At 70.0% G+C, this 24,777-nt stretch carries 24 protein-coding genes; 10 read left to right on the forward strand and 14 right to left on the reverse strand.

Annotated features, from left to right (window positions below):
- Nucleotides 1–3: 3 nt before the first annotated feature.
- Nucleotides 4–1,401 (reverse strand): ethanolamine ammonia-lyase subunit EutB, encoded by a 1,398-nt coding sequence (locus EV685_RS19380; protein ID WP_130483714.1) that lies wholly within the window; start codon nt 1,399–1,401, stop codon nt 4–6.
- Between the two features lie 177 nt (nt 1,402–1,578).
- Here EV685_RS19380 and EV685_RS19385 point away from each other — a divergent pair, with 177 nt between their 5' ends.
- From EV685_RS19385 to pobA, 5 genes are all read left to right on the forward strand, one after another.
- Entirely contained in the window at nt 1,579–2,583 is a 1,005-nt protein-coding gene (locus tag EV685_RS19385) for a helix-turn-helix domain-containing protein (RefSeq protein ID WP_130483715.1), read from the forward strand.
- A gap of 70 nt (nt 2,584–2,653) precedes the next feature.
- The gene (mnmA, locus tag EV685_RS19390) at nt 2,654–3,808 is read left to right on the forward strand and encodes a tRNA 2-thiouridine(34) synthase MnmA (protein WP_242615683.1); all 1,155 of its coding nucleotides are present in this window, start codon (nt 2,654–2,656) and stop codon (nt 3,806–3,808) included.
- A gap of 196 nt (nt 3,809–4,004) precedes the next feature.
- Nucleotides 4,005–6,233, forward strand: coding sequence for a putative bifunctional diguanylate cyclase/phosphodiesterase (locus EV685_RS19395; protein WP_165396870.1), 2,229 nt, complete (start codon nt 4,005–4,007; stop codon nt 6,231–6,233).
- Between the two features lie 125 nt (nt 6,234–6,358).
- Nucleotides 6,359–7,168 carry an IclR family transcriptional regulator domain-containing protein gene (locus EV685_RS19400; RefSeq protein WP_130483718.1) on the forward strand — a complete coding sequence of 270 codons (810 nt, stop codon included), beginning with the start codon at nt 6,359–6,361 and terminating at the stop codon, nt 7,166–7,168.
- A 32-nt stretch (nt 7,169–7,200) separates the two neighbouring features.
- Nucleotides 7,201–8,403 (forward strand): 4-hydroxybenzoate 3-monooxygenase, encoded by a 1,203-nt coding sequence (gene pobA / locus EV685_RS19405; protein WP_130483719.1) that lies wholly within the window; start codon nt 7,201–7,203, stop codon nt 8,401–8,403.
- Between the two features lies 1 nt (nt 8,404).
- Here pobA and EV685_RS19410 read toward each other — a convergent pair whose 3' ends face one another.
- A complete protein-coding gene (locus EV685_RS19410; protein WP_130483720.1) occupies nt 8,405–8,989 on the reverse strand; it encodes a Uma2 family endonuclease in 585 nt (194 codons plus the stop codon).
- 62 nt (nt 8,990–9,051) lie between these two features.
- Here EV685_RS19410 and EV685_RS19415 point away from each other — a divergent pair, with 62 nt between their 5' ends.
- From EV685_RS19415 to EV685_RS19425, 3 genes are all read left to right on the forward strand, one after another.
- Entirely contained in the window at nt 9,052–10,872 is a 1,821-nt protein-coding gene (locus EV685_RS19415) for a SulP family inorganic anion transporter (RefSeq protein ID WP_130483721.1), read from the forward strand.
- 113 nt (nt 10,873–10,985) lie between these two features.
- Complete coding sequence (locus tag EV685_RS19420) at nt 10,986–11,870, forward strand: alpha/beta hydrolase (RefSeq protein ID WP_130483722.1); 885 nt, start codon at nt 10,986–10,988, stop codon at nt 11,868–11,870.
- Nucleotides 11,871–11,916: 46 nt separating this feature from the next.
- The gene (locus EV685_RS19425; RefSeq protein WP_130483723.1) at nt 11,917–12,339 is read left to right on the forward strand and encodes an acyl-CoA thioesterase; all 423 of its coding nucleotides are present in this window, start codon (nt 11,917–11,919) and stop codon (nt 12,337–12,339) included.
- Between the two features lie 60 nt (nt 12,340–12,399).
- On the opposite strand, the gene EV685_RS19430 is transcribed toward EV685_RS19425, so the two are convergent.
- From EV685_RS19430 to EV685_RS19465, 8 genes are all read right to left on the reverse strand, one after another.
- The gene (locus EV685_RS19430) at nt 12,400–13,767 is read right to left on the reverse strand and encodes an MATE family efflux transporter (RefSeq protein WP_130483724.1); all 1,368 of its coding nucleotides are present in this window, start codon (nt 13,765–13,767) and stop codon (nt 12,400–12,402) included.
- A 91-nt stretch (nt 13,768–13,858) separates the two neighbouring features.
- Entirely contained in the window at nt 13,859–14,374 is a 516-nt protein-coding gene (locus EV685_RS19435) for a heme-degrading domain-containing protein (protein ID WP_130483725.1), read from the reverse strand.
- 51 nt (nt 14,375–14,425) lie between these two features.
- Entirely contained in the window at nt 14,426–14,755 is a 330-nt protein-coding gene (locus tag EV685_RS19440) for a Dabb family protein (protein ID WP_130483726.1), read from the reverse strand.
- A complete protein-coding gene (locus EV685_RS19445) occupies nt 14,752–15,975 on the reverse strand; it encodes an AGE family epimerase/isomerase (RefSeq protein ID WP_242615684.1) in 1,224 nt (407 codons plus the stop codon). The genes EV685_RS19440 and EV685_RS19445 overlap by 4 nt, the downstream gene beginning before the upstream one ends.
- A 16-nt stretch (nt 15,976–15,991) precedes the next feature.
- Nucleotides 15,992–17,242 (reverse strand): YbiU family protein, encoded by a 1,251-nt coding sequence (locus tag EV685_RS19450; protein WP_130483728.1) that lies wholly within the window; start codon nt 17,240–17,242, stop codon nt 15,992–15,994.
- Between the two features lie 44 nt (nt 17,243–17,286).
- On the reverse strand, nt 17,287–18,273 hold the full coding sequence (locus tag EV685_RS19455; protein ID WP_130483729.1) for a Gfo/Idh/MocA family protein: 987 nt from the start codon (nt 18,271–18,273) through the stop codon (nt 17,287–17,289).
- Nucleotides 18,274–18,320: 47 nt separating this feature from the next.
- Nucleotides 18,321–19,370, reverse strand: a complete 1,050-nt coding sequence (locus EV685_RS19460) for a LacI family DNA-binding transcriptional regulator (protein ID WP_130483730.1) — start codon at nt 19,368–19,370, stop codon at nt 18,321–18,323.
- Nucleotides 19,361–20,380, reverse strand: a complete 1,020-nt coding sequence (locus EV685_RS19465; RefSeq protein ID WP_130483731.1) for a hypothetical protein — start codon at nt 20,378–20,380, stop codon at nt 19,361–19,363. Before EV685_RS19465 ends, EV685_RS19460 begins: the two co-directional genes overlap by 10 nt.
- A 217-nt stretch (nt 20,381–20,597) precedes the next feature.
- On the opposite strand from EV685_RS19465, the gene EV685_RS20720 reads away from it, so the two are divergent.
- Both EV685_RS20720 and EV685_RS19470 read left to right on the forward strand, forming a co-directional pair.
- Complete coding sequence (locus tag EV685_RS20720; RefSeq protein ID WP_165396871.1) at nt 20,598–20,759, forward strand: hypothetical protein; 162 nt, start codon at nt 20,598–20,600, stop codon at nt 20,757–20,759.
- Between the two features lie 693 nt (nt 20,760–21,452).
- Complete coding sequence (locus EV685_RS19470; protein ID WP_130483732.1) at nt 21,453–21,674, forward strand: hypothetical protein; 222 nt, start codon at nt 21,453–21,455, stop codon at nt 21,672–21,674.
- A gap of 173 nt (nt 21,675–21,847) precedes the next feature.
- On the opposite strand, the gene EV685_RS19475 is transcribed toward EV685_RS19470, so the two are convergent.
- The 4 genes from EV685_RS19475 to EV685_RS19490 form a co-directional block, all read right to left on the reverse strand.
- Nucleotides 21,848–22,417, reverse strand: a complete 570-nt coding sequence (locus EV685_RS19475) for a YceI family protein (protein WP_130483733.1) — start codon at nt 22,415–22,417, stop codon at nt 21,848–21,850.
- 64 nt (nt 22,418–22,481) lie between these two features.
- Entirely contained in the window at nt 22,482–23,066 is a 585-nt protein-coding gene (locus EV685_RS19480; protein ID WP_130483734.1) for a YceI family protein, read from the reverse strand.
- A gap of 32 nt (nt 23,067–23,098) precedes the next feature.
- Nucleotides 23,099–23,686 carry a cytochrome b gene (locus EV685_RS19485; RefSeq protein WP_130483735.1) on the reverse strand — a complete coding sequence of 196 codons (588 nt, stop codon included), beginning with the start codon at nt 23,684–23,686 and terminating at the stop codon, nt 23,099–23,101.
- A gap of 144 nt (nt 23,687–23,830) precedes the next feature.
- The gene (locus EV685_RS19490; protein WP_130483736.1) at nt 23,831–24,772 is read right to left on the reverse strand and encodes a MerR family transcriptional regulator; all 942 of its coding nucleotides are present in this window, start codon (nt 24,770–24,772) and stop codon (nt 23,831–23,833) included.
- Nucleotides 24,773–24,777: the final 5 nt, after the last annotated feature.

The following is a 24,777-nucleotide window of genomic DNA, read 5'->3' on the forward strand; positions in this document are numbered from 1 at the left end:
CCTTCAAGCCAGCCGCCGCAGCGGCGCGACGCCGGCCTGCAGCAGGCGGTGATCGGCGCCGATCGGGCGGATCTGGCCGTGGCCATCGGCGATCCCCATCGCCGCGAGCCAGTCTTCGAACTCGGGCGCGCGCTGCAGGCCCAGCAGGCGGCGCAGCACCAGGGCGTCGTGGAAGGAGGTGCTCTGGTAGTTCAGCATGACGTCGTCGGCACCGGGCACGCCCATGATGAAGCTCAGGCCGGCGGCGCCCAGCAGCGTCATCAGGGTGTCCATGTCGTCGGAGTCGGCCTCGGCGTGGTTGGTGTAGCAGACGTCGCAGCCCAATGGCACGCCCAGCAGCTTGCCGCAGAAGTGGTCCTCCAGGCCGGCGCGGATGATCTGCTTGCCGTCGTGCAGGTATTCCGGGCCGATGAAGCCGACCACCGTGTTGGTCAGCAGTGGCGAGAACGCGCGGGCGACGGCGTAGGCGCGCGCTTCGCAGGTCTGCTGGTCGACGCCGTGGTGGGCGCCGGCCGACAGCGCGCTGCCTTGGCCGGTCTCGAAATACATGACGTTGTCGCCCAGCGTGCCGCGATGCAGCGACAGCGCCGCCTCGCGGGCCTCGTGCAGCATCGCCAGGTCGATGCCGAAGCTGCGGTTGGTGGCCTCGGTGCCGGCGATGGACTGGAACACCAGGTCGACCGGCGCGCCGGCCTCGACCATGCGCAGCGTCTGCGTCACATGGGTCAGCACGCAGCTCTGCGTCGGCACGTCCCAGGTCTGGATGACCTCGTCCAGCAGCTTGACCAGGTCGGTCAGCAAGGCGAGGTTGTCGCTCGCCGGGTTGATGCCGATGACCGCGTCGCCCGCGCCGTAGAGCAGCCCGTCCAGCACCGAGGCAGCGATGCCGGCCGGCGCGTCGGTCGGGTGGTTGGGCTGCAGCCGCACCGCCAGGTGGCCCGGCAGGCCGATGGTGTTGCGAAAGCGGGTGACGACGCGGCACTTGCGCGCCACCAGCATCAGGTCCTGCAGCCGCATCAGCTTGCTGACGGCGGCAACCATCTCCGGCGTCAGGCCCGGGCGCAGCGCGCTGAGCGCGGCCTCGTCGGCTGCGTCGCTGAGCAGCCAGTCGCGCCAGGCGCCGACCGTCAGGTGGGCGACCGGCGCGAAGGCCGCCGCGTCGTGGCTGTCGACGATCAGGCGCGTGACCTCGTCGTCCTCGTAGGGGATCAGCGCCTCGTCCAGGAAGCGCCGCAACGGCAGGTCCGCCAGACACATCTTGGCGGCCATGCGCTCGACCTCGCTGTCGGCCGCCAGCCCGGCCAGCGCGTCGCCGGAACGTGCCGGTGTGGCCTTGGCCATGACGTCCTTCAGGTCACGGAAGACCCAGTTGCGGGTGCCGATGCGGTGCTGGTAGGGCATGTCGGGAGTCTGCCTTCGATCGGCCAGGGCGGCTGCGCAAGACCCCATGTTGACGGGCCCGCCGGGACGCCGGCTATCCAGTCTTGGCAGTGCAGCGGCCGGCGGCATCGGGGATGACTCGGGCTGTTCATGGCCTGATGCTTGCATGACGCTGGGACACGTCCGAGGAGTCTGCCCATGACACCGTCCCACGCCCCGAACCCTCCCGCAGCCGCGGTCGCCTTTGGCGTGCGGGTCGCACGCACCGGCGACGTCGATGAGCAGGCCGCCCTGCTCGACGGCTGGAACCAGGGCTATGCCCAGCTCTCGGCCGGCCGCTTCGACGGCCAGATCGAAGAAGCGTGGCTGGACGGCGTGCACCTGTTCGTCGAATCGACCAGCCGCCGCCTGATGCAGCGCGGTGCGCTGGCGCCCGACCGCGTGGCGATCGGCCTGCCTCTGCAGCGGGGCCAGGGCCCGGCGGTGTTCTGTGGGGTCAGCGACTGGGGCCAGGGCGAAGCGGCGCGCTACTGCGGCTTCTCGGGCTCCGAGGGCTTCGAGTTCTACACGCCCGAAGGCCTCGCGATGGCGGGGCTGGAGCTGTCGCGCGACGAGCTGCTGGCGCTGGCGACCGACGACGAGCGCGAGCGCATCGAGCGCGTGGCCGCCCGCGCCGGCCTGCACCTCGCCGCGCCGGGCAGCGTCGCCGGCTTGCGCGACTTCATGCAGGGTGCCTTCGGCATGCTGCGCACACAGCCCGGCCTGCTCGACCAGGCGGCGCTGCGCGGCCAGCTGCGGCAGTCGGCCCTGTCGAACGCACTGGAAGCGCTGGTGCATGGTGCCGACGAGGCCGACGAGCCCGCCCCGCAGCGCGCCTGGCAACTGGTCGAAGGCGCGCGGGCGCTGGTCCAGCAAGAGGCCGAATCGCCGCTGACCGTCGCCCAGCTCTGCCTCACGCTGGGCGTCAGCCGGCGCACGTTGCAATCGGCCTTCCAGCAGGTGCTGGGCATGGCCCCGGCGGCGTTTTTGCGCGCGGTCCGGCTGGCCGGCGCCCGCCGCGCCCTGCGCGGTGCGGCGACCGTCACCGAGGCGGCGGCGCAATGGGGCTTCTGGCACTTCAGCCACTTCGCCCAGGACTTCCGCCGCATGTATGGCGAGCTGCCGTCACAGGCATGGCGGCGGATGCGCCAGCTGCGGCACTGACCGTCGCCATCGCAAGGCCGCCCCGTGCACTGGCCGCAGGGTCACCCAGCCGGTCGGGATAATCCGGCGTGTGGAAACCGCAACGAAGAAACATCGCGTCGTCGTCGGCCTATCCGGCGGCGTGGACTCGGCCGTCAGCGCCTGGCTGCTCAAGCAGCAGGGCCATGAGGTCGTTGGCCTGTTCATGAAGAACTGGGAAGACGATGACGACAGCGAGTACTGCTCGACCCGGCAGGACTGGCTGGACGCGGCCTCGGTGGCCGACGTGATCGGCATCGACATCGAGCACGTCAACTTCGCCGCCGACTACAAGGACCGCGTCTTCGCCGAGTTCCTGCGCGAGTACTCGGCCGGCCGCACGCCCAACCCGGACGTGCTGTGCAATGCCGAGATCAAGTTCAAGGCCTTCCTCGACCACGCCATGCGGCTGGGCGCCGAGCACATCGCCACCGGCCACTACGCCCGCGTGCGCCACGACCCGGCCAGCGGCGAGCACCAGCTGCTCAAGGGGCTGGACCCGCTCAAGGACCAGAGCTACTTCCTGCACCGGCTCAACCAGGCGCAGCTCGCCAAGACGATGTTTCCGGTTGGCGAACTGCCCAAGACCGAGGTGCGCCGCATCGCCGCCGAGATCGGTCTGCCGAACGCGCGCAAGAAGGACTCGACCGGCATCTGCTTCATCGGCGAGCGGCCCTTCCGCGAGTTCCTCAACCGCTACCTGAGCCACCAGCCCGGCCCGATCAAGGACGACCGCGGCCGCACGCTGGGCGAACACGTGGGCCTGAGCTTCTACACGCTGGGTCAGCGCAAGGGCATCGGCATCGGCGGCATCAAGGACAAGCGCGCGCCACGCGGCAGCGGCGACCACGCGCCGTGGTTCGTCGCCCGCAAGGACATGGCCAGCAACACGCTCTACATCGTGCAAGGCCATGACCACCCGTGGCTGCTGGCGCCGCGTCTGGCGGCGGCCGACATGAGCTGGGTTTCGGGCCGTGCGCCGCAGGTCGGTCTGGGCGCCGAGGGGGGGGCCGGCGGCCTGGCGGCCAAGACCCGCTACCGGCAAGAGGACGCCGCGTGCGCCATCACGGCGGTGGATGCGGACGGCCTGTCGCTCACCTTCGCCGAGGACCAATGGGCCGTCACGCCGGGCCAAAGCGTGGTGCTCTACCAGGGCGATGTCTGCCTGGGCGGGGCCGTGATCGCGGCGGCATTGCCCCAGTCTTGACCGGAGTCAATCCGGGACGGGCGAGACCCGGCGGATGTGGGGTGAATGTCATCGGCCTTGATCCACGGCATTGCGGCGCGCTTTGCTTGTCGGTATTGTCCTGGACAGATTGGTTCGGGCGGCGATGGCCGTCCTGGCCCGGTCCGCTCCTTGCCTGATCCCTCGCAAGGCCCTCTCGGCAACCGTGGAGGTCGACATGGACGTGTCACCCATCACCGTCGATGAATGGCATCGCCTGGCCAACCTGCATCGGCTGCGCGTCCTGGACACCAGCCCGGAGCCGGCCTTTGATGCGCTGGTCGACGCGGCGGCTGGTGCGCTGCGGATGCCGGTGGCGATGGTCAGCCTGATCGACGCCGATCGGCAGTGGTTCAAGGCCAGTCGCGGCATGGGCGAGACCACCCAGACCTCGCGCGAGATCGCCTTCTGCGGCCATGTGGTGGCCCGCGGCGAACCGCTGATCGTGCCGGACGCGCGGCTCGATGCGCGCTTTGCCGACAACCCGCTGGTGACGGGCGAGCCCCACATCTGCTTCTATGCCGGCGCCCCGCTGCGTCTGGCCGATGGCTCCTGCGTGGGGGCGCTGTGTGTCATCGACCAGGTGCCCAGGCAACTCGACGCGTCGGGTCTGGCGGTGCTGTGCGACCTGGCGCGTGTGGTCGTGCATGCGCTCGAAGCCCGGCTCTTGCGGGTGCTGGAGCACGAGACCCGCCACGCCTTGCAGCGCAGCGAGGAGACCTTCCGCCTGCTGGCTGAGAACACCACCGACGGCCTGGCCATCTACGAGGACGGCGCGATCCGCTACACCTCGCCGTCCTACGCCCGCATGATGGGCGACGAGGCCGCCGTGGGCCTCGGCGGACGGTCCCGGGAGGTCATGCTCGAACGTGTCCATCCCGATGACCGCGCGAACGTGTCCGAGGCGGTGCGCGTGGCCCTCGAACGGCGCTTGCCGCACCAGGTCTACAGCTACCGCATCCGCCATGGGCGGGGTCACTATTTCTGGCGCGAGGATTCGACCCGCTTTGTCTACCGCAGCGACGGCTCGCCCGAGCGGGCCTACATCGTCTGTCGCGACATCACCCAGCGCAAGGTTGACGAGGCGCGGATCGCCCACCTCTCCTTGCACGACACCCTGACCGGTCTGCCCAACCGCCTGCACATCCAGCGCAGCTTCGATGCCTTGTGCGAGCGCCTGGTTCGCCAGCACCACCGTGGGGCCTTGCTGTTGCTGGACATCGACCAGTTCAAGGAACTCAACGACACCCGTGGCCACGATGTCGGGGACGAGCTGTTGCGGCAATGGGCCCGCCGGCTGGAGACCGGGGTCGATGGCCTGACCGCCGGCCGGCTGGGGGGCGACGAGTTCATCGTGCTGGTCGACCTGGGCAGCCTGGGTGGGGATGACTGGAGCGACGCAGAGGTGCCCGGCCGGGCATCGGCGCTGGGGGCGCGCCTGCTGCGTCTGCTGGCCGAACCGCTGACGGGCGCGCTGACGCCGCACCGCGCCACGGCCAGCATGGGCGTGGTCCTGCTGCCCGGTGCGCAGATCAGCTTTGACCGCGCCATCCAGCAGGCCGACATCGCGATGTACGAAGCCAAGTCGGCCGGCCGGGACACCTTGCGGCTCTACACGCCCGCGCTGGAAGAGCGTCTGGCCGAACGCATCGCCTGCGGTCTGGCCCTGCGCCGCGCCGTCCCCGACGGCCAGTTGCGCCTGCACTACCAGCCGCTGGTCGACCGCGACGGGCGGTGCATGGCCCATGAGGCCCTGGTGCGCTGGCAGCACCCGGCGCGGGGGCTGCTGGGGCCGGCCGAGTTCATCGGACTGGCCGAGGCGACCGGCCTGATCGACGAGATCGGCCTGTGGGTGCTGGAGCAGGCCTGCAGCCAGCTGGCCGCCTGGCGGGCCTTGCCCGATCGCGCCCACCTGAGCGTGTCCGTCAACGTCAGCGCGGTCCAGTTGCGCCATCCGGAGATCGTCGAGCGCATCGCCTCGGTGCTGCGCCGCAGCGGCGCGCCGGCCAACCGGCTGACGCTGGAGCTGACCGAGTCGGTGCTGCAGCACGACGTCGACGACGTCATCCGCAAGCTGCAGGCCTTGCGCCGCATGGGCATCGGCCTCGCCCTGGACGACTTCGGCACCGGCTACTCCTCGCTGAGCTATCTGCAGCGCCTGCCGCTGAGCGCGGTCAAGATCGACCGGTCCTTCATCCGCGACATCGATGCCGATGGCCGTGACGAGGCGATCGCCCGCACCATCGTTCAACTGGCCAGCACGCTGGGCCTGCGCGTGGTGGCCGAAGGGGTCGAGACCCGCAGCCAGTTCGAGCGGGTGTCGGCGCTGGGCTGCGACGCGTTCCAGGGCTACCTGTTCGGACGTCCTCAGGCGCTTGGCGAGAACGTGTTGTCAGACCCGCCCTGAGGCGGGAGCCCGCCGCGACAGCGTTCGCGGCGCCGAAGGACTTGTGCGCACAGCGAACTTTCGGCGCTGCCTGGCACCCCCGGCGCTACGCTTCCTTGACCTGACGCAGGTTGATGCAGCGCGCCATGCCCTCCGAAACCCCTCCCACTCCCGAAAACGCCGACGGCCCATCGTCCGACACCGGTTCGCCGCGTGACTTCGTCGCTGCGCTGGCGAGCGGGCTGCTGGTCATCGAGGCCTTCGACCAGGACCGCCCCCGGCTGTCGATCAGTGAGGTCGCCCAGCGCGCCGGGCTGACCCGTGCCGCCGCGCGCCGCCACCTGATCACGCTGACCCGGCTGGGCTATGCGCACCAAACAGGTCGCCAGTTCGCGCTGAGCGCCAAGGTGCTGCGCTTCGGCCAGTCCTACATGCACTCGGCTCGCCTGCCGCGCCTGCTGCAGCCGCAGCTCACCCGCATGGCGCTGGCAATGCAGGAGGCCAGCTCGGCCGGCGTGCTCGACGGCCATGACGTCATCAGCGTGGCGGCGGCGACCGCCGGGCGGGTGGTCTCGGCGACGTTGCAACCCGGCACCCGCGTGCCGGCCTGGTGCACCGCCAATGGCCGCGTGCTGCTGGCGGCCTTGCCCAACGAGGATCTCGACGCCTTCATCGCCCGCCAGGCCATGTTGCCGCTGACGCCGCAGACCCTCACCCAGCGCGACCGCCTGCGCCTGGAGATCGAGCGCGTGCGGGTGCGTGGCTACGCGCTGGTCGACCAGGAACTCGAACCCGGCCTGCGCACGCTGGCGGTGCCGCTGCGCAACTTCCGCGGCGAGGTCGTCGCCGCCATCAACGTGAGCGCCCATGCCGGGCGCATGAGCACCGCCGAGCTGCTCGACCGCTGCCTGCCGATGCTGCTGGAGGTGCAGGCGCACCTGCGGCAATTCCTTTGAACCGTCACGACCCGATCCCCAGGAGACACGCCATGACCATTCCCACCCGCACCCAGGTCGCCATCATCGGCGCCGGGCCCTCCGGCCTGCTGCTGGGCCAGTTGCTGCACCGGGCCGGCATCGACAACGTCATCCTCGAACAGCGCAGTGCCGACTACGTGCTCGGTCGGGTTCGGGCCGGCGTGCTCGAACAGGTCAGCGTCGACCTGCTCGACGAGGCCGGCGTGGGCGAGCGCATGCACAGAGAAGGTCTGGTGCACCACGGCATCGAGCTGCTGTTCTCGGGCCAGCGCCACCGCATCGACCTGGCGGCCTTGACCGGTGGCAAGTCGGTCATGGTCTATGGCCAGACCGAGGTCACGCGCGACCTGATGGATGCCCGCACCGCCCTTGGCGCGCCGATCGTCTACGAGGCCGAGGAGGTCGCGCTGCACGGCTTCGACGGCGACACGCCCACCGTCACCTTCCGCAAGGATGGCGTTGAGCACACGCTGGCCTGCGATCACATCGCCGGCTGCGACGGCTTCCACGGCGTGGCGCGTGCCAGCGTGCCGGTCGGCGCGATCCGCCAATTCGAGCGCGTCTATCCCTTCGGCTGGCTGGGCATCCTGGCCGATGTGCCGCCGGTGTCCGACGAGCTGATCTACGCCAACCATGCCCGCGGCTTCGCGCTGTGCAGCATGCGCAGCGCCTCGCGGGTGCGGCTCTACGTGCAGTGTTCGCTGCAGGACAAGGTCGAGGACTGGAGCGACGAGCGCTTCTGGGCCGAGCTGAAGTCGCGCCTGGACCCGGCCACCGCCGAGCGCCTGCCCACCGGCCCGTCCTTCGAGAAGAGCATCGCCCCGCTGCGCAGCTTTGTCGCCGAGCCGATGCGTTTTGGCCGCCTCTATCTGGCCGGCGACGCCGCCCACATCGTTCCGCCCACCGGCGCCAAGGGCCTGAACCTGGCCGCCGCCGACGTGCGCTACCTGAGCCGCGCGCTGATCGAGCACTACGCCGACAAGAGCGACGCCGGCCTCGATGACTACTCCCGCAAGGCGCTGCGCCGCATCTGGAAGGCCGAGCGCTTCAGCTGGTGGATGACCAGCCTGATGCACCGCTTCCCCGCCGGCCCCGGCGACAGCGGCGAGGTCGGCCACCGCATGCAGACGGCCGAGCTGGACTACCTGGTGAACTCGACCGCCGCGATGACCGCGCTGGCCGAGAACTACGTGGGCTTGCCGTTCGAGGAGTGACTCAGGCGGCGGCAGGGCCTTCGGCCGCGTCGACGTCGGCATAGACCACCGCCGCAGGCAGCTCCAGCTCGACGCTGGCCAGGTGCACGGTCTGGCCGGTGTCGAAGGGGTACAGCACCCACAGGCCATCGGCGCCCTTGCGGTAGACCTCGCTGCGGCGCCGGGCTAGGTCGACGATCAGGAACTCGCGCAGGCTGTCGACCTGCCGGTAGGCGCTGAACTTGTCGCCCCGGTCGTAGGCGGCGGTCGACGGCGACAGCACCTCGACCAGCAGCAGCGGCTCGCGCTTGTCCTGCCGCCGCTCGCGATCGGCGGCGCTGCAGGTCACCAGCACGTCCGGGAAGAAGGACGCGTTGGCCGCGTCGACCCGCAGCTTCATGTCGGCCATGTAGGTGCGGCACGGCGAGTCGCGCAGGTGCTGGCGCAGGGCGACAGCGATGTTGAGGCAGATGGTGACGTGGTGGTCCTCCGCGCCGGCCATGTCGAAGATCTCGCCGCCGATGAACTCGTGCTTCTCGGGCTGGGTCGCCTCCCAGGCCAGGAACTCGTCCAGCGTCATCGCGGCTTGTTGGTCGAGCGCGCTCATCGTCGATCTCCCGAGGGTGTGTGGCAGCATAAGTCTGCCTCCTCAGACGCTTGACGCCCGCCATGCCCGCACCCTTACCCGCGTCGCCCACCCCGCCGCCCCGCTGGCCAGGCAGGCTGGCAAGCCTGTTGGGCGACTGGGTGCTGGAGGTTGACCGGGCCACGCTGCGCAGTGACCTTCAGGCGGCCTTGCTGGGGGCCTTGCTGGTCTTGCCACAGGGCATCGCGTTTGCCGCGCTGGCCGGTCTGCCGGCGCAATACGGGTTGTATTCGGCGGTGGTGCCGTGCATCGTGGCGGCGCTGGCCGGATCGAGCCGGCAGGTGATGAGCGGGCCCACCAACGCCAACTCGCTGGCGCTCGCCGCGATGCTGGCGCCCTTGGCGGTGACCGGGTCGGCCCATTACATCGAGCTGGCGCTGATGGTCACGCTGATGGTGGGCGCGATCCAGCTCGGCGTCGGTGCGATGCGGCTGGGCCGGCTGGCCGACTTCATCTCGCCGGCTGCGCTGCTGGGCTTCACCTCCGGCGCGGCGCTGCTGATCGGCGTGCATGCGCTGCGTGACGCGACCGAGTCCGGCGTGCCGGCCGGCATGGGCGCGGCTCGCACGGTGTGGGCCCTGTTGTCGACGCTGTCGGCGAGCCATCCGCTGGCGCTGGCCGTGGCTGCCTTGGCGCTGCTGGGCGCCTGGGCGTCGCGCCACATCTGGCCGCGTTGCCCGCACCTGCTGATCGGTCTGGTGCTGGCCAGTGCGGCGGGTGTGCTGGCGCAGGCGCTGCTGGCCGGACGTGTGGCGCCGCTGGTCGTCACGGGCACCTTGCCCCATCCGTGGCCGAGCCTGCACCTGCCGCAGGTGAGCTGGGCCGAAGGGGTCGAGCTGTTCGACAAGGCGCTGGCGCTCTCGGTGATCGCACTGGGCCAGTCGCTGTCGATCGCCAAGGTGCTGGCCGCGCGTTCGGGCCAGCGGCTGGACGTCAACCGCGAGTTTGTCGGCCAGGGCTTGTCCAACCTGGTCGGTGGCGTGATGCAGTGCTACCTGTCCTGCGGCTCGCTCAACCGCTCCTTGCCCAACCTGCAGGCCGGTGCGCGCACGCCGCTGGCCGCCGTCGGATCGGCCCTGCTGCTGCTGGTGCTGGTGGCGCTGCTGGCCGACGCGCTGGCGCAGATCCCGCGTGCGGCCATCGCCGGGCTGTTACTGGTGGTGGCTGCGTCACTGCTGGACCTGTCGGCTTGGCGGCGCCTCTGGCGCATCGACCGGGCCGAGGCCGGCGTCGCGCTGGCGACCCTGCTGGCGACCCTGACCTTGCGGCTGGAGAGCGCCATCCTGCTCGGCGCCGGGCTGTCGCTGCTGGTCTATCTCTACCGCAGCTCGCGCCCGGCGATGCGGCTGATGGGCTTCGACCGGACGGGGCCCGAGCGCCGCTTTGTCGTCCGCGCCGACACGCCCGGCGCGCTGCCGGCCTGTCCGCAGCTGCACCTGCTGCGCATGGAGGGTTCGATCTTCTTCGGCGCGGCGTCGCACGTCGACGCCCAGTTGCATGCCTTGCGCCAGGCGCCCAGCCCGGAGCAGGCACCCCGACACCTGCTGGTCATGGCCAAGAGCATGAACTCGCTGGACGCGGCGGGTGCCGAGGTCTGGGAACACGAGCTGCGCGAACGCCGGGCGATGGGCGGTGACCTGCACTTCCATCGTCCACGCCCGCAGGTCCTTGCGCTGTGGCAGCGCAGCGGCTTCCTCGACCGACTCGGTCCCGGCCATGTGCATGCCGACAAGCAGGTGGCGCTGGCGGCCATCCACCCGACCCTGGACCCGGCGATCTGCGCGCGCTGTCAGGTGCGGGTGTTCCGGGAATGCCAGCAGGACGACCCCGGCGCGGCGATCTGAATGGATCCGGCCGACGACGGGCCGACCACGGGCCGACCACGCGTCGTATTCCCCGTGGTGACGGGGGAGTGCGGCCATTCTGGGAACATCGCCACATGGTCCTGAAAACGCTCATGCGGTCGTTGCGCCGCCTCATCCGACCCGCCGGTCTGCTGACGCTGACCTTGATGGGCGCGGCCGTCACGGTTGGTTGCGCCAGCCTCGACGAGCGCCAGCGGGCCTGGATCTTCCAGCCCGGCAAGGCGACCTGGGGCGGTGGTGCGGTGGCGGCTGACGGCATGGACGAGGTCTGGATCGACTACCGCGACACGCAGGACCGGCCGGTGCGCCTGAACGGCCTCTGGCTGGACCAGCCGCAGGCCGACGCGCCCGTGCTGCTCTACCTGCACGGCGCCCGCTGGAACGTGCGCAGCAGCGCGATGCGCATGCGCCGGCTGCACAGCCTGGGCTATGCGGTGCTGGGCATCGACTACCGCGGCTTCGGTCTGAGCACCGACGAGCTGCCGTCCGAACAGAGCGCCATCGAGGACGCCCGCGCCGCCTGGGACTGGCTGGCGCGCGAGCGGCCCGGCCGCAGCCGCACGGTTTTTGGTCACTCGCTGGGCGGCGCCATCGCGGTCGCGCTGGCCGCTCAGGTCGACGACGAGGCCGGCGTGATCGTCGAAGGCACCTTCACCTCCATCCCCGATGTGGTGTCCTCGTTCCGCTGGGGCTGGCTGCCGGTCGGCCCGCTGATCACGCAGCGTTTCGAGGCCGTCGAGCAGGTCGACCGCATCGGCTCACCGCTGCTGGTCGTCCATGGCAGCGAGGACCGCCTGATCCCGCCCGAGCTGGGACGGGCCTTGTACGAACGCGCCCGCGAGCCCAAGCGCTACGTGCTGGTCGAGGGCGGCTCGCACCACAACACCAACGCCGTCGGCCTGGACCGCTACCGCGAGGCGGTGGCCGAGCTGTTCGGTCTGGCCGCACCGGCGGACAGCCCGGGCGCTGCGCGCTGAGCGCTGGGCCAGCGGCGCGCAGACGGGCGCTGCTAAGGTCACGACCATGAAGAGCCACACCTACACCTTGCGGGTCGAGTTCGGCGATTGCGATCCGGCGCAGATCGTCTGGTTTCCCAACTTCTTCCGCTGGGTCGACGCGGCCAGCCGCCACTTCTTCGTGCAATGTGGCCTGCCCGACTGGAAGACGACCGAACGCGAGCGCGGCATCCTGGGCACGCCGCTGGCCGACACGCAGGCCAAGTTCCTGCGCCCGGCCTCCTATGGCGACGTGCTGCAGATCGAGAGCCACGTCAGCGAATGGCGCCGCCGCAGCTTCGTCATGAAGCACCAGATCCGCCGCGCCGACGTCGTGCTGGTCGAAATCACCGAGGTCCGCGTCTTCGCCCGCCGCAAGGGCGACGGCAGCGACCCGCACGCGATCGAGTCGGTGGCGGTGCCCGAGGACTGGCGGGCGATGTGCGAGTGATGGCCAGCGAGTGATGCCGAGCGGTTGACGCCGCCATGGCCCACCGCCGTCACCGCCTCTCTAGAACCGCGTCTCCGTCCCTGGCGCCCGCATGCGCTGGTGGATGGCGCGGGCATGCTGGACCCAGCCGTGGGTTTCCCAGCGCCAGTACATCAGGCCGCCGCGGATCCATTCGTCGGCGGCGTAGGCGATCCAGATGCCGACCAGGCCGAAGTGGCGGCCCAGCACGACCGAGCCGACGCCCAGCACCAGGATCAGCGAGGCGATGCTGGCGCTGACCGGGAAGATCACATCGCCGGTCGAACGCAGGGCGCCGAGCACGACGAGGTTGGCGACCCGGCCGGTTTCGAGCGCGAAGGAGATCCACAGCAGCGTCTGCGCGGCCTCGATGACCGCCGGGTCGCGCGTGAAGATGCGCATGATCCAGGGCGCCCCAACCGCCGCCAGCAGGGCCAGCGTGCCCGAGGCCAGCAGGCCGTTGCGCAGGCCCTTGCGCACGAGCTGGTGGGCATTGCGGAACTCGCCCGCGCCGATCAGGTGGCCGACCATGATCTCGCAGGCCCAGCCGATCGCCAGGCTGATCAGCAGCACGTACTTGAGCGTCTGCAGCGTGTAGGCCTGGGTTGCCAGCGCAGCCACGCCCAGGCGGGCGGCGGCTGACAGCGACATCATGAAGGCGATGCGGTAGCCCAGTTCCAGCGCGGCACCCGGCACGCCGACGCGCAGCACCGGCATCAGCGCACGGGCGGGGCAGACGTACCAGTCACGCCGGCGCGGCGCCAGGTTCAGGCGGCTGCGCCACAGCCACAGGTGCAGCCACAGGCCGAAGGCGCGGCTGAGCGTCAGGGCGATGGCGTAGCCGGGCAGGCCCAGGCCGTCCCAGTCGCCGAAGCCGAGCATCAGCGGGTAGGCCAGCGCCAGGTGCGTCAGGTGCATGGCGACCATCACCATCAGCGTCTCGCGCGCATGCAGGTGGGCGCGCAGGATGCTGGCCATCGTCAGGTTGTAGGCCTCCAGCAGCAGCGCCAGGGCGATCAGCGGCAGGTAGGGCCCGGCGATGGCGGCGACCTCGGCCGGGGCGTTGAGCAGGTCGAGGATCTGGTCAGGCAGCAACAGCACCCACATCGCCGCGAAGGCGCCCGCCCAGGTGCAGGCGCCCAGGCCGACCAGGGCGGTGCGGCGCGCGGCCTCGGGCTGGTGGCCGCCAACCGCCTGGGTGATGGTCACGCCCACGCCGATGGCCAGCACGCGGAACAGCACGAACAGCGTCTCCATGACCTGCTGGGCCATGCCGAAGGCGCCGGCCGCCGCGTCGGAAATCTCCGAGGCCATCCACAGCCCGGCCATGGCCACGCTGATGCCGAACAGGAACTCGCCGAGGATGGGGCCGGCGATCGGCGTGATGTGGGGGCGGTTGCCTCGGGCCATGGGGTGGGTTCGGACAGCGTTCTCGGCGGCAGGGCATCGTAGGCAGGATCGGCGCTGAAACCCAGTGCCGCCGTGCCCGTTTCGTGCGGTTTCAGTCCGCCAGGGCGATGTCGCCGAGCGCGATGCCGAGGTGCTCGGCCAGCACCTCGACGACCAGCGCATGGTCCTCGCGCTGCGGCAGGCCGGAGACCGTCAGCGTGCCGACGCAGGCGCCGCCGTTGGCCAGCCGGATCGGGACACAGCCACCGGCGCTGGCGTGGTCGCGGGCCGGCAGGGCGAGCTTGGCCTCCAGCGTCGCGCCGCCTTCGAGCGCCAACTGCAGGCCGACGGCGTAGGAGCTGCGCTGCAGCGACTCGACGGTGTTGCGCTTGCGGCGGGCCCAGTCGGCATTGGTCGGCGCGGTGCCGGGCATGGCGCAGAGGAAGACCGTCTCGCGCGCCAGACGCGCCTCGATCGTGATCGCCTTGCCGCGGGCTGCGGCGAGTTCGCGCAAGCGGCAGCCCAACTGCCAGGCAACCGCCTCGCTCCAGGTCGGCAGCCGCAGCCGGGTCTCCTGCTCGGTGATGCGGTCGAGGTCGCGGCGCAGCAGGTCGTGGTCGTGGGTCATGTTGTTCTCGGGCTGGACGTGGGACGCGGGTCTTGGGACGCGTGTGAGGGATCAGGTGCCTGCCGCGCAGGCAACGGCTTGCGGCGCGTAGTCCAGCACCAGCGCCGCATCGAGCAGCGGCCCGATGCCGGCGACAAAGGCCTGATGCGCCGGGTGAACCAGGTAGGCGTCGCGGGCGGCCTCGTCGGCGAAGGTCATCAGGTAGACATGGCCGTAGCCCTGCCCGAGGCCTTCGGGGCTGATGTCCGCGCCGTGTTCGAAGGCGACGATGCCCGGCACCTTCGAGGGCAGCGCGCAGAAGGCCGCATGCGCGTCGGCCAGCGTGGCCGGATCGATGCCCGGCTTGTAGCGGAAGGTCACCAGGTGGCGCAGCGCCGTCATGTGAGGCCCCGCAGCACGTCGTGGCAGGCGCCCATGGTGTGGTAATCGGTCTTGCCTGCGGGGCTCTTTTCGTCGGAATAGGCGCGGTTGTCGGGCGTGCGGATGCGGTACCAGGCGCCGTGCACGTGATCGATCATGTGGTCCCAGGCATAGCCCCAGATGCGGTCGTACCAGTCCCAGTAGCGCGACTCGCCGGTGCGTTGCGCCAGCAGCGCGGCGGCGGCGAAGCTCTCGGCCTGGACCCAGAAGTACTTGTCGCCGTCGCAGACCTCGCCGCCCGGTGCGAAGCCATAGACCAGACCGCCGTGCAGATCGTCCCAGCCGTGCTGCATGGCGGTGTCGAAGAAGCGCTGGGCCGTCTCGGCCAGCCAGGCCGGGCGTTGGGCCGCTGGCAGGCGCGCCTCCAACTGCAGCAGCAGCTTGGTCCATTCGGTCAGGTGGCCGACCTGGTAGCCCCAGGGCCGGAAGATGTTGGTCTTGTCCTCGCGGTTGTAGTCCCAGTCGACCGACCAGTCGGCCCGGTAGTGCTCCCAGACCAGCCCGCCGGCCAGGCCGGCCTGACGCTGCGTGATCGCGTGCGCCAGCGTCAGCGCGCGGTCCAGGTAGCGGCCCTCGCCGGTGGCGTCGTGCGCGGCCAGCATGGCCTCGCAGCTGTGCATGTTGGCGTTCTGGCCGCGGTAGCTGCCGACCTGCCAGTCGGGCGTGGCCTCGTCGGCATAGAGCTGGTGGCCGGCATCCCAGAAGCGCTGCTCCATCAGATCGAAGGTGGCGGCCAGGCCGGCGCGGGCCTCGTCGGCGCCGGCCTTGATGGCGTGGGCATGGGCCAGCAGCACGAAGGCCAGGCCGTAGCAGTGGTTCGTGGCGTCCTGCACGGTGGCGCCTTGGCCGTTCCAGTCGACCTGCCAGGCATAGCCGCCTTGCGGCTGCGCATGGCCTGCCTGCAGAAAGGCCATGCCGTGGCGCACGCGGGCCAGGTCGTCGGGCCGCTCGGCCGCGCCGAAGCGGCACAGCGCGCTCGCGTGGTTGAAGACGAAGCGCGTGCTGCTGACCAGGTGGCGGGTGCGCCGGTCATAGAGCGTGCCGTCGTCCTTGTAGAAGTGGAAGAAGCCGCCGGACGGGTCGACGCAGCGCGGGTCGTAGAAGGCCAGCGTGTGGCGGATGTGGCCGCGCAGGAAATCGGGCGAGCGGAAGTCCGGGCGGCTCGGGAGGGTCGTGTTCATCGGCATCTTTCGTCGTTCAGTCCCAGGCCTTCAGGCCCATCTGGCGCAGGCCCAGCTCGCTCAGGTCGGACGCCATGGCGCGGCCGGCGAAGTCCAGCTCGTAGTGTTCGGGGGCGAAGTCGGGGCTGCTGCGACCGGCCAGAAAGGCCTCGGCCTGACGCGCCGCATAGGCCGCGTTCTTCTCGCACCACGGCGCCGCGCCGATGTAGATGACGTTGCTGTAGCCGCTGCCGCGGTGGTGGTCCTCGACCGCGTGGATGATGTCCTGATGCCACCAGACGGTGTCGCCCGGCTCGACCTGCGGGATCGGCACGAGGCCTTCGAGCAACTCCGGATGCCACTGCTTCGACGCACCCAGCGCCCGGCCGGGCTTGGCGCCGCAGAGGTCGCCCTCGGGCACGTCGGGCTGCAGCGCACGGGTCAGCATCCACGGCGTTGTCTTCGCCAGCGGCACCAGCTGCAGCGTGCCGTCGCCGGGGCCTTGGCGGGTCAGCGCGGTCCAGCCCTGGAAGGTGCGGAAGGCCGAGCAGACCGCCGGTGACGGAATCTCGCGGGTGGTGGTGCGGCCTTCGGCGTCGAAGGGGTCGAAGGCCAGCGGGTCGCCTTCGAAGACATGGCGGTAGACGTGCCGGAAGGTCGGCTCGCACCAGCGCTCGACCGAGCCGCCGTCCGAGTGCGGCGACAGGCCCAGCGTGCTGTCGCCGGGTTCGCGGCGGCGGATGCGGTCGGCGTAGTTGAACTGCTGGTCGGGCTCGAAGTAGCGCGTGCCGTTCTTCTCGAAGGTCCACAGCCGGTTGAGCCAGCTGCGTGTCGTCGCCAGCGTTGGGTTCTGGCGCGCCATCATCTGCGGCTTGGACCAGTAGAGGCTGTAGATCTGCGGCCGGCTGGAGGCCAACGCGCTGAAGTACTGGTCCAGCCCGGCCTTGTCCTTCATGCGTTCGAGGTAGCGGACCTCGTCGATGTAGCGGACCGCTTCGTCGTTCCAGGCCTCGACCTGGGCCCGCTCATGCACGCCGCGGATGACCACGCAGCCGCGCCGCTTGATGCGTGCGATGTCGGCCGCCGAGACGGTGCCCGCCGCCACGTCGGCATAGGCGATCTGCGGCACCGCGCCGCCCTGGGCCTGCTCGGCGCGGATCGCGCTGACCTCGTCGCGCAGGGCTTCGGTCAGCAGGCGGTGGCGGCCGGCGAGGTCGGGCACCTCGGCGCGCAGCCGGCGTTGGGTCTCGGTGACGGCACGCGGCACGTCGTTCATCCAGGCTTCCATGGCGGTCTCCAGGTGGTTCTGCGGGTCTTGTCCGGATCGGTGGCTCAGGCGATGAGCCGGGCCTGTCCGCTGGCGGCCGATGCGAGGCCGGCCAGTGCAATGGCCATCGAGCGTTCGCCGTCCGCGCCGGTGGCCAGCGGCTGGCCTTGTCCGGCGCAGGCGCGCACGAAGGCGCCGAAGCCGACCTCGTAGAGATCGACCTTGGGCATGGGCAAGTGTTCGACCTGGCCGTCGTGGCGCCAGCTCAGCGTGGCCTCGCCGGCCTGGCTCAGCGAGCCTTCGGCGTAGAGGCTGCCCTCGGTGCCGAGCACGTGCAACCGCGTCATCGCGTCGCGGGCGACGAAAGACTCGTGGGTCTGCGCCAGGATGCCGTCGTCGAACTCGATCAGGTTCATCGCGCCGTCCTCCAGCGCGCCCTGCGCCATGCCGTTGCGCTGCGTCACGGTGGTGATGCGGCGGGCCTCGCGGCCGAGCAGGAAGCGCAGCAGGTCGGCGTCGTGCACGAGGATGTCGAGCACCACGCCGCCGCCGGCCTCCGGCGCGCTCAGTCGCCAGCCCTGCAGATGGGGCGGCAGGTAGACCGCGTGCGAGACCTGCACGCCGTGCACACGGCCGATCTTGCCGTCGGCAATCATCTGGCGCATGGCTTGGTGGGTGGCCTGGGCGCGCAGGTGGTGGTTGGTGCCCAGCACCTTGCCGGCACGCTGCGCGGCGTCGACCATCTCGGCGGCATGGGCCAGCGACATGGCGATCGGCTTCTCGCACATCACATGGCAGCCCGCCGCCAGCGCGGCCATCGTCTGGGCGTGATGCTGCTCATTGGTCGAGCTGATGTAGACCGCGTCCAGGCCTTGCGACAGCAGGGCATCGAGGTCGGTGTGACCCGCCTCGAAACCCTGATCGCGCGCGAATTGCGCGGCCCGTTCGGCGCTGCGCGAGCACACGCCGACGAAGGTCTGGCCCGGCAGCTTGCGCAGCGAGGCGGCAACACGTTCGGCGATGTTGCTGGCGCCGATGAATCCCCAACGCATGGTGATGCTCCTGGTGTGGGTGGGTGGACGGAAACGGTCGCCGGCGGTCAGGCCGCGGCGCCGGTGTTGTGGTGGGTGCCGCTGCTGCTGTTGTTGCTGTTGTTGTTGCTGCTGTGGTTGCCAACGACGCTGCTGGCCCGCACGACCAGCTCGACCGGGTGCACGGTCTCCAGCGGCAGGTCCTCGCCGTGCACGATCAGCTCGACACCGGCGCGGCCGAGCGCCTCCTTGTCGACCCGCAGCGTGGTCAGCGGCACGGGCGCGTAAGAGGCCTCGGGGATGTCGTCGAAGCCGACGATGGCGATGTCCTCGGGCACACGCAGCCCGGCGGCCTGGCAGACCCGCAGGGCCGCCAGCGCGGTGGTGTCGTTGCAGGCGAAGACCGCATCGGGGCGCTGGCGCAACTTCAGCAGCGCGCGCATGCCGGCCTCGGCGCCGGCCTTGACATCCAGGCCGGGCGGGGCGACGACCTCCAGGTCCGGGTCGGCCAGCACGCCGGCCTCGTAGAGCGCGCGTCGGTAGCCGCGTTCACGTTCGCGCAGGCTGTAGTGGGCCAGCGAGCCAGCCAGGTAGGCGATGCGGCGGCGGCCCAGGTCGAGCAGGTGGCGGGTGGCGAGGTAGCCACCGCCGACGTTGTCCGGGTTGACCGACGGGCAGCCGGGCAGCCACGAGTCGATCAGCGCCATCGGCAGGTCCAGGCCGCCAAGCAGGGCCAGCAGCTCGGCCTCGAAGTAGCCGGCGGCGATCAGCGCATCGGGCTCGTGCAGGCGCAGCTGGTCGCGCACCGGATCGGCCGGCCCGGCGGCCAGCAGCGTGGGCGCGACGCCATAGGTCCGGCAGGCTTCCTCGACCCCGTGCATCACCAGCGAAAAGAAGGGATTGAGCGCAAAGCTGCTGTGGTGGCGGTGGACCAGGAAGACCAGGCGCTGGGCTCGGCCCGAGCGCAGCCGGCTGGCGTCGTAACCGAGGTCACGGGCGACTTGCCGGACGTGCTTGCGGGTGTCGTCGGACAGGCCGCGCTGGTTCTTCAGCGCCCGCGAGACGGTGCCGATGGACACGCCGGCGGCGGCGGCGACGTCGCGGATGGTCACGCCCATCGCGCACGCTCCGCCGGGGTCATCGGCCAGGCGCTGATGCGGCTGGCGAGGTGCAGGGTCTGGCCAGCCCCAAAGCTCAGGCCGGTGCGGCTGGCCAGCGGGTGATCCGCAGGTGGCGTGGCGACGCGACCGAGGTCGAAGACGCCGCCGACCGGCTCCAGCCCGATCGCCCAGTGGCGGCTGTTCCAGGGGGGCTGAGGGCGGCCGCGGTGGCTGACCCAGACCATCAGGTCGGGCAGCAGCGTGTGGTCCCAGTCCAGCTCCACGGTCCAGCCGGCGTCGAGGTAGTGGGCCCGCACCGGGCCGTCGACCGCCATCAGCTGCAGCAGCTCCTCGCTGTCAACCGGCTGCGGCATGCGGGCGAGGTCGATCCGACTGCCGTCGGCGGCGGGTGCGTCGGACAGGCGGTCGAAGCGGGCATCCGGCCGCAAGCGCGACGAGGGCTCGGCCGGCACCGGGTAGCTGAGCGCCGGTCCGGCGTGGCGGATGTCGAAGGCGACCCGGCCCAGGTCCAGCCGCAGCGTCGGGTGCAGCGAGACCGGCAAGGTGCAGGCGGCGCGGGCCTGCATCGCCAGGTCCAGGTGCAGCGTCGGCGCAGCGGGGTCGGCGCGCAAGGTGCGGGTCAGGCGCTCGATCGGCTGGCTGGCGGGCAGCTCGATGGTCTGTCGCAAGGCGGTGGGTTCGGCCAGCTCGACCGGCGTCCAGTCGTGGTGCGAGGCGTAGCCGTGACCCCAATCGTCGCCGGGCGCGCGGGGCGTCCAGCCGGGCGGCAGGCCGTCGACGCGGTCGGTGCGGCCGAAGGGCACACAGGGCCACTCGCCACGCAGGCGCCGGACGATGCCGGGCAAGGCGTCCGCGCCAGGCTCGTCGGCCCAGGGGGCGACCTGCAGGGGCTGGAAGGGCGCGTGGCCGGGTGCCTCGAAGGTCACAGGGCCCAGCATGCCGCCCAGCGACTGCCAGTGGGCCTGGCCATGTGGCCAGCGCAGGGTGAGGGTGTCGTTCCGGTTCACGTCACCAGTTTGCGATTCGGAATTCGTTTAGTAAACGAGTGAACGGTGGAAACGCCTCAGTGTTTGCCCTTGGGTGGGGCGTCGCAGGCGCTTACATGTTCCTGGCCTGAAACCTGTCATCCGCCAGCGTGGGCACGTCGTTGTAGGGCCATGTCGCAAGGACTGGCCCCAGATGTCCAGCCGAGCGGAAGGATCACCCACCATGTCTCCCATTGCCATGAAACACCTCCTTCGCACCGAACAGCCTGCCCCGCGCCGCCCGCTGACGCCGGAGCGCCCGACCGACAAGGGTCACAAGCACGAGTCCTTCGACTACGGCCGTGTCGGCTTTGATCTGCGCAGCCAGGCACTGGCCCAGCGCATGGACCGCAAGCGCTGATCGTCCCCGCGCCGCGCCTGGCGCGACGCTCCAGCGTTTCCTCCCTCTTCGAGCCGCACGCCGGCTCCTGGGACATCACCCTCCTGGGACATCACCCTCCTGCGCCGCCGGTCCGATCCGGCCGACACCCGATCCGGCGGTGTCAGTCACGGCGCCATTCCTCCCATGCCTGCCCCGATGTTTCAGCCCTGTGACGAGCGGGGCTGCGTCGTTTCGCGCGGTGTGAACGATTTCACACGGCCGTCGGGCCCGGTTTCTGGGGCGCACTGCGGATTCGGCCCCATTCCGGCCTAAAAAAATGGGAAGAATAACCAGTTACGAATTGAAGTACATCGGTTCGGATGCGGTCTGTGCAGTTCTGCTTCACAACTTTTCACGCTGGCCCCGCGAGCATCAGGGTCAACGGCGAGATGGCCAGATCCCCGGGTCGAGGGGGTAACCATCCGTTGTGATCGTGGAATCCTGCGGACAACTGCCGCGCGGGGACGCTCTTGTCGCCGGCGGGCGACAGTCACATGGTCGTCAATCTGAAAAAAGCTGACATCAGCCTTCATTCATGACCTGGATCACGATTTCTGTGACAGTGGGCGATATGGCGCATATATTCGGGTCTTCGGGATCACGCAGTTCAAGGTGACCCAGGCGCATGACCCGTTGCGTCGACTGACCCTCCCCACCACGTTTGGAGTCAACATGAACAGCACATCCAACCAACCCGACCTGTCCACTCTCGCCACGCTGGCTGGTCTGGTGCGCTTGTCGCTGGTGTTGGTCTGCACGCCTGCGCTGTTGGCGGCGGCCGTCGTGGCTTCGGCGGTGGTGGTGCTGGGTTGGCCGCTGGCCTGGCTGGCACGTTCGGTCAAGCGCATGCCGACGGCCGGCCTGCGTCGCCGCAACCTGAACGCCGCACACTGATCCGGTTGTTGCGGCCGGGCAGCGCGCCCGGTCCCGACCTGGACAGGTCCCGCGAGACAAGGTCACATGGAAAAAGGGCACTGCCTGAACGGCAGTGCCCTTTTTTGCGTCCGTGTGCGGTCTGAGTCGGGGCCGCGCGGGCCCCGAGGCATCACTGAGGCATCACTGAGGCATCACTGCTTGACGGCTTCGATCTGGATCACGAGGCGCATGTTGTCCGGGAAGCCCCAGTCCAGGCCGTACTTGACGTCCCACAGGCTGCGCTTGATGTCGGCGGTGAAGTCGCCGCCGCAGACTTCGCGCTTGAGCATCGGGTTGTCGTAGCAGTTGAACTGCGACGCCTTCAGCGTGATCGGCTGGGTCTTGCCCATCAGCGTGAACTGGCCGGTGACCTCGGTGACCTTGTCGCCGTTGAAGACGAACTTGTCGCTGACGAAGCGAGCGGTCGGAAACTTCTCGGCGTTCAGGATCTCGGCGCTCTTCAGGTGGGTGTTGAACTGCGCGAAGCCCGAGTTGACCGAGGTGACGTCGACGGTGATGTCGGCCTTGCCGGTCTTGGCGGCGCGGTCGAGTTCGACGGTGCCTTCCTTCTTGTCGAAGCGGCCGCGGTTGGTGCTGGTGCCGAAGTGACCGATCTCGAAGGTCACGTAGGTATGGCTCGGGTCGATCGCGTAGGTCGACGGGGCGGCCAGGGCGGCGCCAGACAGGGCCAGGGCGGCGAGGGCAAGGAGGGTTTTCTTCATCGGTGACTCCGGGGAGGCTGGGGTTGGTCGGGAGAGGAGAAGCAGGGAATCTGGAAGGCGTGGATCAGAGCGCGCCGAGGCCACTGATCTGCAGCTTGAACTTGACGGTGACGTCGTTGGCGACCATCGAGGTGTCGGACCAGTCGCCGTCGCCGATCTTGAAGTCCAGGCGCTTGATGGCGAAGGTGCCGGTGGCCGTGGCGGTGGCACCGGTGGCGCTGAGAGTCACGGGCACGATGACGTCCTTGGTGGCGCCCTTGATGCTGAGCTTGCCGGCGACCTCGTACTTGCCGCCGCCCAGGCCCTTGATGGCACTGGACTGGAAGGTTGCCTGCGGGAACTTCGGCGTGTTGAACCAGGTGGCCTTAGGCAGTTCGACGTCGGTCTCGGGCGAGCCCATCGTGGCGCTGCCGAGGTCGATGGTGAAGGCGACCTTGCCGGTCTCGGGCTTCTTCGGGTCGAACGCCAGCTGGGCATCGAACTTCTTGAAGCGACCCTCGACGGGCACGCCCATCTGCTTGATGGCGAAGCTGACGTCGCTCTTGGCGGCGTCGACCACCGGTGCGGCCTCGGCCGGCATGGCGATCAGGGTGGCGGCGCCGAACGCGGCGACGGCGGTGAGCGAGGTGAAGAGGCGCAAGGACGTCATGGCGATTCCTGTGTGGTGGGCCGTGGGCCGGTTCAGACCGGGCCGATGCCCATGCGACCGAGCAGGCGGTCGCGGTCGATGATCTGGTGCTTCATGGCGGCGGCCACATGCAACACGACGAGTGCGGCCAGGCTGACGGCGGCGAGCTTGTGCAGCGGCTTGATCAGCTCGGCCAGTTCCTTGCTGACCGGCACGAAGTCGGGCAGCGGCAGCACGCCGAACCAGACGATCGGGAAGCCGGCCGCCGAGCTGTAGGCCCAGCCCGTCAGCGGCACGGCGAAGAACAGCAGGTACATCAGGTGATGGGTGCCGTGGTGGGCCTTCTGCTGCCAGGCGGGCATGGCTGCGGTGACGCTGGCCGGCAGTTCCGGCGGGCGGTTCATCAGGCGCCACAGCAGCCGCAGCGCCGACAACGCCAGGATCGTGACCCCCGCCCACTTGTGCCAGTTGTAGAGCTTCAGGCGGGCAGGCGAGAAGGGCAGGTCGGTCATGTACACGCCGACACTGAAGGCCCCCACGATGGCCAGCGCCAGCAGCCAGTGCAGTGCGATGGCGACCAAGCCGTAACGTCCGGTGCGACCGGCGGTCGGCGGGGCAGAGGTGGCGGTGGCAACGGACATGGCGGGAATGGCGCGTCGAAACGCAGGCTTCAATGAACTGAAGCTTAGGTGCGTGCACCCACCACGCAGTTCACCGACCTTGACGCAACCGTTGGAAAACTCTGAACGTCCGTGGCAGGCAGGCCCAGCGGTCCGGAAGGACGATCAGAGGTGTTCGGCCCGCCAGCGGTCCAGTTCGATCGGCAGGGCGTCCAGTCGGCCCATCGTGACGATGCCGTCCGGGCTGCGGCGCTGCATGGCCTGAAGCGGCGTGCCGGCCCAGATCTCGATCTGGGGCGGCAGCATCTTGCGCATCTCGGCCAGGCAGTCGAGGGCCTGATTGGGGTTGCTGGCGGCGCTGAAGCTCATCGCCACGAGATCGGCCTGATGGGCCTGGGCCGCCAGCAGGATGTCGCGCATCGGCGTCTGCCGGCCCAGGCTCATGTTGAAGCAGCCGCGCACCAGGAAGACCGCCTCGGCCATGAGCAAGCCCAGGCCGTGGTTCTCGAATGAAGCGGTGGCCAGCAGCACGCGTGGCCGGGCGCTGACGCCGGAATCGGGCCCGGCGGCGATGGCCGAGCGCAGCACGGTCTCGAGCACCTCGCTGGCGATGTGTTCCTCGAAGATCTCCAGCTGGCCGTGCGACCAGGCGTGGCCGATCTCCGACAGCATCGGAACAACCAGGTCGAGCACGAAGCGTTCAAGCCCCAGCCGCAGCAGCGACTGGCCAAGCGAGCGCCGCAGCGCGCCGATCTCGTGGCGGCGCAGCAGTGCGATCAGGCGTTCGACATCGGTCGGGTCGCGGTCCTCGGCACCGATGCTGCGCAGGGCGGTCGCGCCCGTGTTGCCGCCCAGCAGCAGCAGGTCCTCCAGACCCAGCCCGACGATGCGCCCGGGCCGGTGTCCGGCGTCCAGCAGGCGCTTGATGTGGCGCAGCCGTTCGACCTGCTCGGGCGGGTACAGCCGCTCACCGTTGGCGTCGCGCACCGGCTGCGGGAAGCCGTAGCGGCGCTCCCAGACCCGCAGGGTGTCCTTGCCGATGCGGGTGTCGCGCTCGACGGCTGCGATTGTCATGGACAGACGGTGGGGACTGAGTTCGGCGCTCATGGTCG

It is taken from the genome of Sphaerotilus mobilis (genome assembly GCF_004216565.1).
GTDB lineage: Bacteria > Pseudomonadota > Gammaproteobacteria > Burkholderiales > Burkholderiaceae_C > Sphaerotilus > Sphaerotilus mobilis.

Excerpts from the sequence above, each read along its gene's own strand:
- EV685_RS19380 (WP_130483714.1), bottom strand. The coding sequence starts at position 1,401 with ATGCCCTACCAGCACCGCATCGGCACCCGCAACTGGGTCTTCCGTGAC.
- EV685_RS19385 (WP_130483715.1), top strand. The coding sequence starts at position 1,579 with ATGACACCGTCCCACGCCCCGAACCCTCCCGCAGCCGCGGTCGCCTTT.
- EV685_RS19395 (WP_165396870.1), top strand. The coding sequence starts at position 4,005 with ATGGACGTGTCACCCATCACCGTCGATGAATGGCATCGCCTGGCCAAC.
- EV685_RS19400 (WP_130483718.1), top strand. The coding sequence starts at position 6,359 with ATGCCCTCCGAAACCCCTCCCACTCCCGAAAACGCCGACGGCCCATCG.
- pobA (WP_130483719.1), top strand. The coding sequence starts at position 7,201 with ATGACCATTCCCACCCGCACCCAGGTCGCCATCATCGGCGCCGGGCCC.
- EV685_RS19410 (WP_130483720.1), bottom strand. The coding sequence starts at position 8,989 with ATGAGCGCGCTCGACCAACAAGCCGCGATGACGCTGGACGAGTTCCTG.
- EV685_RS19415 (WP_130483721.1), top strand. The coding sequence starts at position 9,052 with ATGCCCGCACCCTTACCCGCGTCGCCCACCCCGCCGCCCCGCTGGCCA.
- EV685_RS19420 (WP_130483722.1), top strand. The coding sequence starts at position 10,986 with ATGCGGTCGTTGCGCCGCCTCATCCGACCCGCCGGTCTGCTGACGCTG.
- EV685_RS19425 (WP_130483723.1), top strand. The coding sequence starts at position 11,917 with ATGAAGAGCCACACCTACACCTTGCGGGTCGAGTTCGGCGATTGCGAT.
- EV685_RS19430 (WP_130483724.1), bottom strand. The coding sequence starts at position 13,767 with ATGGCCCGAGGCAACCGCCCCCACATCACGCCGATCGCCGGCCCCATC.
- EV685_RS19435 (WP_130483725.1), bottom strand. The coding sequence starts at position 14,374 with ATGACCCACGACCACGACCTGCTGCGCCGCGACCTCGACCGCATCACC.
- EV685_RS19440 (WP_130483726.1), bottom strand. The coding sequence starts at position 14,755 with ATGACGGCGCTGCGCCACCTGGTGACCTTCCGCTACAAGCCGGGCATC.
- EV685_RS19445 (WP_242615684.1), bottom strand. The coding sequence starts at position 15,975 with ATGAACACGACCCTCCCGAGCCGCCCGGACTTCCGCTCGCCCGATTTC.
- EV685_RS19450 (WP_130483728.1), bottom strand. The coding sequence starts at position 17,242 with ATGGAAGCCTGGATGAACGACGTGCCGCGTGCCGTCACCGAGACCCAA.
- EV685_RS19455 (WP_130483729.1), bottom strand. The coding sequence starts at position 18,273 with ATGCGTTGGGGATTCATCGGCGCCAGCAACATCGCCGAACGTGTTGCC.
- EV685_RS19460 (WP_130483730.1), bottom strand. The coding sequence starts at position 19,370 with ATGGGCGTGACCATCCGCGACGTCGCCGCCGCCGCCGGCGTGTCCATC.
- EV685_RS20720 (WP_165396871.1), top strand. The coding sequence starts at position 20,598 with ATGAAACACCTCCTTCGCACCGAACAGCCTGCCCCGCGCCGCCCGCTG.
- EV685_RS19470 (WP_130483732.1), top strand. The coding sequence starts at position 21,453 with ATGAACAGCACATCCAACCAACCCGACCTGTCCACTCTCGCCACGCTG.
- EV685_RS19475 (WP_130483733.1), bottom strand. The coding sequence starts at position 22,417 with ATGAAGAAAACCCTCCTTGCCCTCGCCGCCCTGGCCCTGTCTGGCGCC.
- EV685_RS19480 (WP_130483734.1), bottom strand. The coding sequence starts at position 23,066 with ATGACGTCCTTGCGCCTCTTCACCTCGCTCACCGCCGTCGCCGCGTTC.
- EV685_RS19485 (WP_130483735.1), bottom strand. The coding sequence starts at position 23,686 with ATGTCCGTTGCCACCGCCACCTCTGCCCCGCCGACCGCCGGTCGCACC.
- EV685_RS19490 (WP_130483736.1), bottom strand. The coding sequence starts at position 24,772 with ATGAGCGCCGAACTCAGTCCCCACCGTCTGTCCATGACAATCGCAGCC.